At 73.0% G+C, this 11,839-nt stretch carries 9 protein-coding genes; all 9 read left to right on the top strand.

What is annotated here, in order from left to right; all coding sequences use genetic code 11:
• Positions 1 to 13: 13 nt before the first annotated feature.
• Positions 14 to 1,009 (top strand): AAA family ATPase, encoded by a 996-nt coding sequence (locus Q664_RS48920; protein ID WP_052519659.1) that lies wholly within the window; start codon positions 14 to 16, stop codon positions 1,007 to 1,009.
• Positions 1,002 to 2,828 (top strand): hypothetical protein, encoded by a 1,827-nt coding sequence (locus Q664_RS48925; protein ID WP_052519660.1) that lies wholly within the window; start codon positions 1,002 to 1,004, stop codon positions 2,826 to 2,828. Before Q664_RS48920 ends, Q664_RS48925 begins: the two co-directional genes overlap by 8 nt.
• The gene (locus Q664_RS48930; RefSeq protein WP_043413606.1) at positions 2,825 to 3,805 is read left to right on the top strand and encodes an ABC transporter ATP-binding protein; all 981 of its coding nucleotides are present in this window, start codon (positions 2,825 to 2,827) and stop codon (positions 3,803 to 3,805) included. Before Q664_RS48925 ends, Q664_RS48930 begins: the two co-directional genes overlap by 4 nt.
• Positions 3,802 to 5,310 carry an ABC transporter permease gene (locus Q664_RS48935; RefSeq protein WP_052519661.1) on the top strand — a complete coding sequence of 503 codons (1,509 nt, stop codon included), beginning with the start codon at positions 3,802 to 3,804 and terminating at the stop codon, positions 5,308 to 5,310. The genes Q664_RS48930 and Q664_RS48935 overlap by 4 nt, the downstream gene beginning before the upstream one ends.
• Positions 5,307 to 6,173: a DUF58 domain-containing protein gene (locus Q664_RS48940; RefSeq protein ID WP_043413608.1), complete on the top strand. Its 867-nt coding sequence runs from the start codon at positions 5,307 to 5,309 to the stop codon at positions 6,171 to 6,173. The genes Q664_RS48935 and Q664_RS48940 overlap by 4 nt, the downstream gene beginning before the upstream one ends.
• Complete coding sequence (locus Q664_RS48945) at positions 6,170 to 7,903, top strand: vWA domain-containing protein (RefSeq protein ID WP_043413611.1); 1,734 nt, start codon at positions 6,170 to 6,172, stop codon at positions 7,901 to 7,903. The genes Q664_RS48940 and Q664_RS48945 overlap by 4 nt, the downstream gene beginning before the upstream one ends.
• A 258-nt stretch (positions 7,904 to 8,161) precedes the next feature.
• On the top strand, positions 8,162 to 8,782 hold the full coding sequence (locus Q664_RS48950; RefSeq protein ID WP_043413613.1) for a hypothetical protein: 621 nt from the start codon (positions 8,162 to 8,164) through the stop codon (positions 8,780 to 8,782).
• Positions 8,779 to 9,018: a hypothetical protein gene (locus Q664_RS48955; protein WP_043413615.1), complete on the top strand. Its 240-nt coding sequence runs from the start codon at positions 8,779 to 8,781 to the stop codon at positions 9,016 to 9,018. The genes Q664_RS48950 and Q664_RS48955 overlap by 4 nt, the downstream gene beginning before the upstream one ends.
• Before the next feature lie 66 nt (positions 9,019 to 9,084).
• The gene (locus Q664_RS48960; RefSeq protein WP_043413619.1) at positions 9,085 to 11,835 is read left to right on the top strand and encodes a VWA domain-containing protein; all 2,751 of its coding nucleotides are present in this window, start codon (positions 9,085 to 9,087) and stop codon (positions 11,833 to 11,835) included.
• Positions 11,836 to 11,839 lie beyond the last annotated feature (4 nt).

The raw sequence follows: 11,839 nt of genomic DNA on the forward strand, positions 1-11,839 counted from the left end.
AGAGGAGTCGGCCGTGTCGGAACTGTTGAGCCCCGCCGAGGTGCAGGGCGCGGCGGAGAGGGTGGCGCAGCTCCAGAAGGGGCTGAATCAGGTGCTGCTCGACCAGACGCAGGTGGTGGAGCAGGTGACGGCGGCGGTGCTCGCGCGCGGTCACGTGTTGCTGGAGGGCCTGCCGGGCCTGGGCAAGACGGAGCTGTGCAAGGCGCTCGCGCGGCTGCTCGGGCTGCCCTTCCGCCGCATCCAGTTCACCCCGGACCTGCTGCCCGGCGACATCACCGGTACCTACATCCTCGAGGGCGAGGGGCGCCGTGACTTCACCTTCCGCGAGGGGCCCCTCTTCGCCAACGTGGTGCTCGCGGACGAAATCAACCGCTCCAGCCCCAAGACGCAGTCCGCGCTGCTGGAGGCCATGCAGGAGCGCAGCGTGACGGTGCTCGGCCAGACGCGCCCGCTGCCCGAGCCCTTCTTCGTGCTCGCCACCCAGAACCCCATCGAGCTGGAGGGCACCTACCCGCTGCCCGAGGCGCAACTGGACCGCTTCCTCTTCCGCGTCCAGGTGCCTCCCGTGGGCGCCAGGACGCTCGCCACCCTGCTCACCACGCGCGTGCGCGGTACTCCGCCCGTGCTGCCACGAGCGACGGACGCCGAGGGCCTCGCCTCGCTCTTCGCCGCGGTGGATCGGGTGCACCTGCCCGTGCCGGTGGCGGACTTCATCGGCCGGCTGGTGGAGGCGAGCGACCCACGCGCCCCGGCTGCGCCGGAGCCGGTGCGCCGCTTCGTGCGCTATGGGGCCAGCCCTCGCGCCGCGCTGGCGTTGGCCTCGGCCGGACGGGCGCTCGCGTTGATGCGGGGCAAGCCCAACATGGGCTTCGACGAGGTGGTGGCCGCCGCCCCCGCCGTCCTCAACCATCGCCTGGTGCTCGCCTACGAGGCCTCGCTGGAGAAGGTGGGCGCCCTGGACGTGGTGCGCGCCCTGCTCCAGGCCGTCCCCGAGGTGCCCCGTGCGTGAGCGTCTTCCCGCCGCGCTCCTCGCCCTGCTGCTGGGGGTGTTCCCCATGCTCGCGGTGGCCACCGAGCCCACGGCGGTGGTGATGGAGCCCGCCACCGCCGAGGTGGAGCCCGCCACCGCCGAGGTGGACTCCGAGGAGGGTGAAGAGGATTGGTCTCCCGGCTATCTGGAGGTGCCGGGCCAGCCCGTGGAGGTCTCCGAGGGGGGCCTGAAGGTCACGGTGGTCAACAGCGTGCTGCGCCCCCCGGGCGGCTACATCCCGCTGGAGGTGGTGCTCTTCAACCCGGCTGCCACCTCGCGTTCCGTGAGCATCCGCGTCGAGTCGCAGCGGCTGGGCCGTGCCCAGGTGACCACGCGGCAGGTGGAGGTGGGTCCCCGCCAGCGGCTCTCCGCCTGGATGCCCGTGCCCAGCACCGCGGAGGGTGGACTGGTGCGCGTGAACAGCCCGGGCAGCTCCATCCAACCCTTCCACTTCTACTCGGTGGAGCCGGCGGGCCAGCCGGTGCTCGTGCTGGGCTCGGAGGAGGCCTTCCAGTCCGGCACGAAGCTGCCCCGCGTGAAGGACAAGGCGCGGCTGGCGGTCCGCTTCATCCCGCAGCAGGACGCGCCGCGTGAGCTCGCCCTCTACGTGGGCCACCGGATGGTGATGGTGGCCGGGGACGTCACCGCGCTGCCGGCGGATGTCTGGAGCGCGCTCGAGGCCTACGCCGCCACGGGCGGCTACCTGGTCCTCCTCCGCCCTCCGCGGGACGTGGCGGCGCGGCTGCCGCTGCTCACCCAGACGCCCATGGGCGTGCTCCCCTACGGTTTCGGCTGGGTGCGGGTGTGCGGCCAGCCGCGGGAGTGCGGCGAGGGGCTGCTTACCGACGTGCGTCTCATGGAGGAGTCGGGGGTGGGCCACGTGGGCGTCATCACTCCCTTCGGGCCTCCACCGAGCTGGCAGCGGGGGCCCTTCAGCAACCACCACCTGCTGAACGATGGCGAGGTGCCGCTGCTGCCCGGAGTCCAGGCGCCGGTGGGTCGCTTCCTGCTCCTCATCACCCTCTTCGTGCTGGCGGTGGGGCCCGGGGGCCTCATGCTCGCCCGGCGCAAGGGCCCCGTGGCGCTGCTCATCGCCGTGCCCTCGGTGGCGCTCGCCACGTGTCTGGCCATCGTCGCCTGGTCCGTGCTCGTGGAGGGCTTCGCCATCCACGCCTCCCGCTACAGCCTCATCTGGCTGGACCGGGACCGGGACCGGGCGCTGATGGTGGGCCTCGGTGGCTACTACGCCCACCTGGAGCCGGAGGGCCTGCACCTCCCGGCGCAGGCCGCGCTGATCGGACCGGATCTGGACTGGGAGTCACAGGCCACGGAGGCGGACTGGACGAATGGCATGGCGGTGACGGGGAGCTTCCTGCCCTCGCGTACCTACCGCGAATGGGGCGAGGTGGCGGCGCTGCCCTCACGGGCCCGGCTCTCCGTGCGCCGCGAGGGCGAGGGGTTGCGTGTGCAGAACGCGCTCGGCGCCCCGCTGGCGTCGGGCTACGTGCGGCTCGGCGGCAAGCTATGGCAGTTGCCGGAGCTCGCGGACGGCGCCGAGGGCGAGGCCACCCTGGCGTCCGCCTCCGTGGACAAGGTGTCCTTCTCCAGCGTGGCGGATTTCTCCGTGCTCGCGCGGCGCCGCTTCTCCCGTGTGTCCTGGCCCTCGTTGTCCGAGCCGCTGCCGGAGGGCGGTTTCGCCGCGAAGCTGGAGGGACCGGGATTGCTGCCCTCGTCGGCGCTCCCGGTGGAGCTGCACGAGGGCGTGCATTTCATACGGGGAAGGGTGGACGGACCATGAGCCTGTTGGAGGTGAAGGGGCTGCGGCGCGACTACGGCGCCTTGCGCGCGGTGGACGATGTGTCCTTCGAGCTGGAGGCGGGCACCATCCTGGGCTTCATCGGGCCCAATGGCGCCGGCAAGAGCACCACCATGCGGATACTGGCCACGCTGGACACGCCCAACGCGGGCCAGGTGATGCTGGATGGGCACTCGCTGGTGGACACCCCGGACAAGGTGCGGCCGCTCATCGGCTACATGCCGGACCGCTACGGCACCTATGACGACGTCACCGTCTTCGAGTTCCTCGACTTCTTCGCTCGCGCCTACGGCCTCCACGGAAGGGAGCGGGCCCGGCGCGTGGCCTCGGTGATGGAGTTCACCGGGCTGGTGCCCCTCCAGGAGAAGCTCACCAGTGCGCTCTCCAAGGGCATGAAGCAGCGCGTGGCGCTCGGGCGCACGCTGCTGCACGAGCCGAAGCTGCTCATCCTCGACGAGCCGGCGGACGGCTTGGATCCGCGTGCCCGGATTGAATTGCGCGAGCTGCTGCGCGCGCTCGCGGACCAGGGCAAGGCGGTGCTCATCTCCAGCCACATCCTCACCGAGCTGGCGGAAATCTGTGACACCTGCGCCATCATCGAGCAGGGCCGGCTGCTGGCCACGGGCCGGGTGGCGGACATCCTCGCGCAGGCCACGGGGACGGCGGTGGCGGAGTTGCTGGTGCGCCTCTTCCCGGGCGAGGAGGGCGAGGCGGTGTGGGCGCGCGCCGAGCGGTTGCTGCTGGAGCAGCCCCGGGTGAAGCAGGTGGCGCGCGAGGGCGACGCGCTGCGGGTGCGGTTGGAGCACGAGGGCGGCGCCGCGGGCCAGTGGGTGGACGAGTCGGCGGCGCGGGTGCTGGCGGCGCTGGTGGGGGCGGGCGTGCCGGTGTGCGCCTTCAGCCACCGCGAGCGCAACCTGGAGGATGCGTTCATGCACGTGACGAAGGGGAGGGTGGCGTGAGCGCGCTCGCCACGGACACCGCGGGCACCGCCCCGCGCGAGGAGGCCCGGCGCGGACTGTTGGAGCGGCTGGGAGACAGGCTCAACCCGCTGGTGGTGAAGGAGGTGCGCCAGGGCCTGCGCTCGCGCGTCTTCTGGGTGAGCTTCGGGCTGATGCTGCTGTCCTGCTTCATCCTCTCCATGGTGGCCTATGTCAGCACGCGGGAAGGCGCGCTCTCCACCAAGGGCCAGGGCTTCTTCTTCGGCTTCTACGTCTGCCTGGCGATGGTGCACTTCTTCATCATCCCCTACAGCGCCTACCGCTCGCTGGCGCGCGAGCGCGAGGACGAGACGTGGGTGCTGCTCATCCTCACCGGCCTGGGGCCCCGGAGGATTCTCCGCGGCAAGGTGGCCTCCTTCCTGGTGCAGGCCGCGCTGTACGCCTCCGCCGTGGGGCCCTTCCTCCTCTTCAGCTACTACCTCAACGGCATCGATCTGCCGACCATCCTCCTGGTGCTCGTGCTGGGCGCCAGCTGGCTCTTCTTCCTCACGGTGGTGGCGGTGTGCGCCGCCACGCTCGCCGACGGCCGCATCGGGCGCGCCCTGGTGCACCTCGTCCTGTTGGGCTCCCTGGGCATGGCGGTGATGTACGGGCTGATCGCCGCCTTCTTCCTGAGCGAGCAGGGCTACCGCTCCGTCTCGCGCGAGGAGGGCTTCCTCATCGCCACGGGCGCCTGCCTCTGGGCGATGCTCTCCTACGGGTGGTTGCTCTTCGAGACGGCCGCCGCGCGCCTGTCGCTGGCCACGGAGAACTACACGTGGGGCCCCCGGCTGGCGCTCACCCTGCAGCTGGTGCTCACCGGCGTGTTGCTGCTGGGCCTGTGGCTATGGGATGCCCCACCGGCGGGCGCGGCCTCGGGGGCGAGCGTCCTGGGGTGTTTGCACCTGGCCATCACCGGCATCTTCGTGGCCACGGACGTGGATGGCCAGGCCCGGGCGTTGCGCGCCCACACCCGTCCCTGGAGCCTCCTGCGTCCGGGCGCGGTGCGAGGCTTCCGGCTCGTCGTGGTGCTGATGCTCGGCTGGACGGGGCTGTGCCTGGGGTTCCTCTCCATGTCCGCGGGTGGCCGCGGCTCCGACATGGCCCATCTGCTCGGGGTGCTCGCCGCGCCGGCCTACACGCTCTTCTATCTGTCGCTGCCGCTGGTGGTGGGGCGCCTGCCGCAATCGGACAGGCTCGCCTCCCCGGCCGTGATGCGCGTCCTCTTCTTCTCGTTGTCGGGCCTGGCCGGTGCGCTGCTGCCGCTGCTGGCCGTCCTCTTCGACCAGCGCGTGGATGACCCGCTCTTCAACCTGCTCAACCCCTTCGTCGGGATGGGCAACTTCAACGACTACAACCACTCGCTGGACGAGCCGAAGATGAACCTGGGGCTGCTCGCCTGCGTGTGGTTGGTGGCCGTGCTCACCGCCTTCGCCGCGGACCGGGCCCTCGTCGAGCGCGAGCGCCGGGCCCACGCCGCCTCATGAGCACCGCCCTGGACTTCGACGAGGCGGAGGTGGCCCGGCTGGCCCCGGGCCTCGCGCTGGCCCTGCCGCGGACGCCTCAGCGCGGCCGGGTGGGCGAGGTGCGCGCGGCCTCGGCCGGCTCCTCGCTGGAGCTGCATGACTTCCGCGCGTACCAGCCGGGAGACGACCTGCGGCAGATGGACTGGAACGCGGTGGCGCGCACCGGCGAGCTGATTCTGCGCGTGCGCCAGGACGAGGTGTCCCCGCGCCTGGAGGTGCTGCTGGACGGCTCGCGTAGCATGGCGCTGTCGCCGCGCAAGGCCGGGTGCGCGCGCGAGCTGGCGTTGCTGGCCACGGAGGTGGGGGCCCACCAGGGACTCAGCCCCACGTTGCTGGTGGGCGGCGCGCGCCCCGAGCGCGTCCAGGGCCAGGTGTGCCGCTCCGCCCTGCGCTCCGCCACCTTCGATGCGAAGGATGCGCTCCACGCCGCGCTCGGACGTCTGCCTCCGCTGCGCCCGTGCGGGCTGCGCGTGGTGGTGAGCGACTTCCTCTTCGAGGCGCCGCTGCCGGCCCTGGTGTCGCGGCTGGCGCAGGGGGCCGCGGTCCTCTTCCTGGTGCAGGTGCTGGACGCGGAGGACCTGGAGCCCACGGGCGGCGAGGGCGCGCGGTTGGTGGACGCGGAGAGCGGCGCGGCGCTGGAGGAGCTCCTCACGGAAGAGGTGCTGGCGGCCTACGCCCGGCGCTTCGCCGAGCACCAGAAGGCACTCGGGGCCGCGGCGGCGAGGGCCCGGGCGGTGCACCTGGTGGCTCCCGCGCCCCAGGCCCTGCGCACGCTGGTGGCCGGAGCGCTGCGGCCCCTGTTCCTCCCGGCGGGGGTGGCATGAGCTTCGGCTTTCCCTGGGGACTGCTGGCGCTGGGGGCGCTCGCACCGCTGGTGGCGGCGTACTTCCTGCGGCGCAAGCAGAAGCCGGTGGTGGTGAGTGCCCTCTTCCTCTGGCGCACGCCCCGCCACCGCGCCGAGGCCGGCCCGCGCTTGGAGCGCTTCACCCGCGAGGCCTCGCTGCTGCTGGAGGCGCTGGCGGTGGTGGCCGCGGCCCTCTTCCTCGCGGACGTGCGCCTGGGCGAGGAGGCCCGGACGCGGCACGTGGTGCTGGTGGTGGACGGTGGCCTCTCGATGTCGGCGCGCGGCGCGGACGGACGCCCCGTGTTGGAGAAGGTGCGCGCGGAGGCGGCCCGGCGCGTGGAGGAGGAGAAGGCCACGAGCGTGACGGTGCTGGCCAGTGGCACGGTGCCGCGCGTGCTGGCGGGGCCGGAGGCGGAGCCCTCGCGCGCACTGGCCGCGCTGGAGTCCTTCCGGGCCCTGGGCGCGGACCATGACGTGGCACCCACGCTGCTGTGGGCCCAGGAGCTGGCGGGCCCGGGACGGCGCGTGCACTTCCTCACCGATGCTCCGCCCACGGAGGGCGTGGCCGTGCCCGCGGCGGTGCGGTGGACGGCGTTGGGCGCCCCTCGGGACAACGTGGCGCTGGTGTCCGCGTGGCGCGGGGACGAGGGCTCCACGGCCACGGTGACGCTGCGGGTGGCGCGTTTCGGCACGGGGCCCGAGGAGACGGAGGTGCGCGCGGTGGCCCGGCCCGGCCCGGGGGCGAAGGAAGGCACCGAGCGGCGCGAGCGGGTGCGGCTGCCCGAGGAGGGCGCGGCCACGCTGCGCTTCACCTTCGAGAACGCGGGAGACGTGGAGGTGTCCCTGCCGCCGGACGCGCTGCCCGAGGACGGCGAGGCCCGCCTCCCTCCCGCCCCGGAGCGGCGGGTGCGCGTGGCGCTGGCCGAGGGATTGGACGCGCCGGCACGCTCGGCGCTGGAGCGCTTCCTCGCGGTGTCGCCGGGTGTGGAGCAGGGGCCCGGAGAGGGGGCACTCGTGGTGGGCCCCCGGGGCTCGGACGCGCGGTTGACGGTGGGCGTGGGCGGCGCCGTGCGCACCTTCGTGGGCCCCTTCTTCGCGGAGAAGGGACACCCGCTGCTGGATGACGTGCAACTGGGCGGCGTGCGCTGGGCGGCCGGTGCCGAGCCTCCTCCGGGCCGGCCCCTGATGACGGCGGGCACGGTGGTGCTGCTCTCCGAGGCGGAGGGGCAGGTGCACCTCAACGTGGACCTGTCGCGCTCCAACGTGCAGCGCACGCCCGCGTGGCCGGTGCTGCTGGGCAACCTGTTGCGCGAGGTGCGGCGCTCGCAGGAGGGCTTCCCCCGGCGGCAGCTCTCGCTCGGCGAGGCCCTGGCGGTGGTGACGCGGCCGGGCGCGCGCTACGCGCTGGAGGGCCCGGAGGGCACGCGGCCCCTCTTCGGCGCGGGGGCGTTGAGCCTGCCGCCTCCCGCGGTGCCCGGCCGCTACTCGCTGGAGCGGGACGGCGAGCCGGTGGACGCGGTGGAGGTGCTGCCGTTGGATGCCCGCGAGTCGGACCTGCGTGGGCGGGGCGAGGGCGACAGGCCCGCGCAGGCGCAGGGGGATGACGAGGCGGGCGGCGCCGCTCCCGGACGGGCGCGCTGGCCGCTGCTGGTGCTGCTGGCGGCGCTGATGGCGGATTTCCACATCACGCGGCGCACCGAGGTGAAGTGAGCCTCTCTCTTCTTCATTGTACGAGGGAGGCTCCCACGTAGCGGAGCGAGCGATGCCCATCAGCTATGAAGAAATCGCGGAGATCCGGCGGCTCGTCCGCTGGTTCGCGGCTTCCTCGCGCGCTCATCTACCGCTCCCGCCATGCCGCCGCCGGGGGGGACGCGCCTGTCTTGAGGCGGCCCCTGGGTGTAGAGCGACAGACCTTGGACTCCAGATCGTCTACGCTGCGCCTCTTCTCGCTGCCCTGGTGAGGTCGCCATGAAGAAGATTGTCGCGCTGTTCTGGGTCCTGGTCGCGTCCGGTTGTGTCACCACCCCTTCCGCCCCCCCCACCACTCCGGCCCCCGAGCCGCTCATCGCGCGGTGCGATGCCACGCAGGCCCAGCTCTCCCGGGAGGCGGATCAGCGCGCCAGCCCCTACACCATCGAGAAGCACATCGCCGAGAAGTTCCCCGGCCGTCAGGTGTCGTGGCTGATGAAGGACAGCGCCTACCAGACGTTCGTCGTCCAGACGAACGCGAAGAACTTTGGCCGCTGCAACGACACCGGCTGCTACCTGTTCGCGGCGCCGGCGAGCGTCATCCAGAAGGCCGTCCAGGACTCGATGAAGGACGGCACGCATGACCCCGCGGTGCTCGGCAAGGCGCTCGGCCTGCCGGCCAAGAACTTCGAGGGGACGCTGCGGATGATGACGCTCGACCTCGATGCGAGCGGGGTCTGCGTGCGTCTGCCCGTCGACAGCGATCCGGGCGTGTGGAAGTGCACCAGCGCCGAGGACACGGATTGCTTCAAGTTCGGCGGCTTCACGTCGGGAGGGGTGCCGGAGGTGATGGTGATCAACGCCCCGGTCGCGCAGGCCCGGGTCGAGGAAATCCGTTGAGCGACGAAGAAGTCCTGCTCCAGAGCCCGCTCCTCTACAGGCTGTTGCGCGACCGGAGCGGTGCGCTGATCATCGAGGTGGTGGTCGGCGGCATCGCGATGTCGGCGGTGCGGGTGCGGCTGGATGCGAACGAGACGGCCGCCTACGCCCGGGAGGGCCGGGCCTTCGCGGAGCGCCTGGCCCAGGCCATCCAGGCGGATCCACCGTTCGGGGGGCGCGCGGTGGACGTGCCCTAGCGTGGCCAGGGCCGGGTGGGTAGCATGGCGCGGCGTCCTCCGTGAGCGAGGCCGGTTCCCTCCCGAATGAGCTTCTCCCTGCCGCAGGCGCTGGTGCTCCTCGTCCCGCTGGGCCTCTTCCTGTGGAAGCGAGGCCAGCGGCCCGGTCCTCCCATGGCCCTGCGGTGGGCGCTGTTGCTGCTCGTGGTGGGCGCGCTGGCCGGCCCCGAGTGGGTGCTGCGCCACGCGGGCAGTGACGTGGTGGTGGTGGTGGACCGCTCGCGCTCCATGCCGGCCGACGCGGGGCGCGTGGCCTCGGAGCTGGTGGGCCTGCTGGAGACACAGCGGCGCACCGGTGACAGGGTGGGCGTCCTCTCCTTCGGCCGTGAGGCCCGGGTGGAGCAGCCGCTGTCGGAGGCGGGACGCTTCGGCGGTTTCACCCGGCCGGTGGACACGGAGGCCTCGGACCTGTCGGCGGCGCTGGACGCGGCGGGGGCCCTCATTCCTCCGGGCCGCACGGGCCGGGTGCTGGTGGTGTCCGACGGACGGGCCACTGGCGCGGACGCTCGGGGCGCGGCACGGCGGCTGGCGGCGCGGGGCATCGCCGTGGACTTCCGCCAGGTGGTGCGCGAGGACTCCCCGCTCGACCTCGCCGTGCTCTCGCTGGACGTGCCGGCCGCGGTGAGGGCGCACGAGCCCTTCCAGATGACCGGGGTGGTGGTGGCCTCGGCGCCCGTCTCTGGAACGGTGCGCCTGGAGCGCAATGGCCGTGTGCTGGTGAAGGGGCCCTTCGACTTCCAGGCCGGGCCCAACCTGCTGCCCTTCCGCGACCTGGTGGAGGAGCCGGGCCTCGTGGCCTACCGGCTGACGGTGGTGGCGCCTGGCGACGGGGTGGTGGAGAACGACGTGGGGCAGGCGGTGCTGCGGGTGGAGGGGCCTCCCCGGGTGCTGCTGCTCACCGCGCAGCCGGAGGGCTCGCTGGCCCGGGCGCTGCGCTCGGCGGGGTTGCTGCTGGAGGTGCGCGCGCCCTTCCCCGTGACGCTCGATGCCCTGGACGGCGTGGGGACGGTGGTGCTGGAGAACGTGGACGCGAACCAGCTCGGCGAGCCCGCGCTGAACGTGTTGGCCTCGTACGTGGAGCAGGCCGGGGGAGGGCTGGTGATGACGGGTGGCCGCTCCAGCTTCGGCGAGGGCGGTTACCGCCGCTCGCCGGTGGAGCCGTTGCTGCCCGTGTCGCTGGAGATGCGCGAGGAGCAGCGCCGCACGGCCCTGGCCATGAGCGTGCTGATGGATTGCAGCTGCTCCATGGGCGCCACCGTGCCGGACGGACGCACGAAGATGGAACTGGCCGCCGAGGGCGTGGTGGGCGCGCTCACCCTGCTCAACGAGAAGGACGAGGTGTCCGTGCACATGGTGGACACCGAGGTGCACGAAGTCTTCCCGATGAGCCCCGTGGAGAACGGGCTGCCGCTGGACGCGGTGTCGCGCGGCTTCAGCGGCGGAGGCGGCATCTACGTGGGCGAGGCGCTGCGGGCGGGCCGCGAACAGATTCTGCGCAGCGACAAGCTCACGCGGCATGTGCTGCTCTTCTCGGACGCGGCGGACTCGGAGGAGCCGGACGATTTCCTGAGGACGCTCTCGGAGCTGCAGGGCCAGAAGGTGACGGTGTCCGTCATCGGCCTGGGCTCGGAGAAGGATTCGGACGCGGCGCTGCTCGAGGAGATCGCCACGAGGGGCGGAGGCCGCATCTACTTCGCCGAGGACGCGATGAGCCTGCCGCGCATCTTCAGCCAGGAGACCATCGCCGTGGCGCGGGCCACCTTCGTGGACGAGCCCGCCTCACTGGAGGCGGCGCCGGACCTGCCGTTGCTCGGCAGGCTGCCGTCGCTGGGGCTGCCCCAGGTGGGTGGCTACAACCTCACGTACCTGCGGCCGCGCGCGAGCGTGGCGATGCGGACGCTGGATGACAACGCGGCGCCGGTGCTGGCGTTGTGGCCGCGCGGCTCGGGGCGGGTGGTGGCCTTCATGGCGGAGGTGGATGGCGAATTCACCGGCGAGCTGCGCACCTGGAGCGGCCTGCGCGCGGCGCTGGAGGGCATGGTGCGTTGGAGCATGGGGGGCGCGGGCGAGGCGGGCGAGGCGGTGGCGCGCTCGGAGCGGCGGGGCAACCTGCTGCGGGTGACGCTGGACTTCGCGCCGGGAGAGGCCCTGCCGGGCGCGCTGCCCTCGCTGGTGCTGCTGCCGGGAGACGGGCGGGGCGCGCCGGTGGAGCTGCCCATGCGCTGGGAGGACGAGGACCGGGTGGCGGCCGAGTACACGCTGCCGGGCAGCGGCACGTGGCACCCGGTGGTGAAGCTGGGCACGCGGGTGCTGCGGGCACCTCCGGTGACGCTGCCCTACGCGCCCGAGTTCGAGCCCGGCAGTGCCCAGGAGGGCCTGGAGGTGTTGCGCGGGGTGGCGGCCGTGGGCGGAGGCCTGGAGCGGCTCTCCATGACGGGCCTCTTCGCGGAGGCGCCCGAGTCCGAGGGCCGCGTGGCGTTGGCGCCCTGGTGGGTGGCGCTGGCGGTGGGGGTGTTGCTGGTGGAGGTGGTGGTGCGCCGCTTCCTGTCGGGCCCGAGGCTCCGGCGCGCGGTGGCCGCCTCCACCCCGGCCACCGTGGCGGTGCCGGGCATGCCAGCTCCCTCCGTCTCGCCTCGGCCCTCGAGCAAGCCCGCGGCCGGAACGGGCCCGGCTCCGGAAGCCCCGGCCTCGCCCGAGACGAAGCCTCGCGAGGAGCGGAGCGTGGACTCGGCGCTCGAGTCCGCTCGTGAGCGCGCCCGCCGCCGCATGGGGCGTTAGCCGC

It is taken from the genome of Archangium violaceum Cb vi76 (genome assembly GCF_000733295.1).
GTDB lineage: Bacteria > Myxococcota > Myxococcia > Myxococcales > Myxococcaceae > Archangium > Archangium violaceum.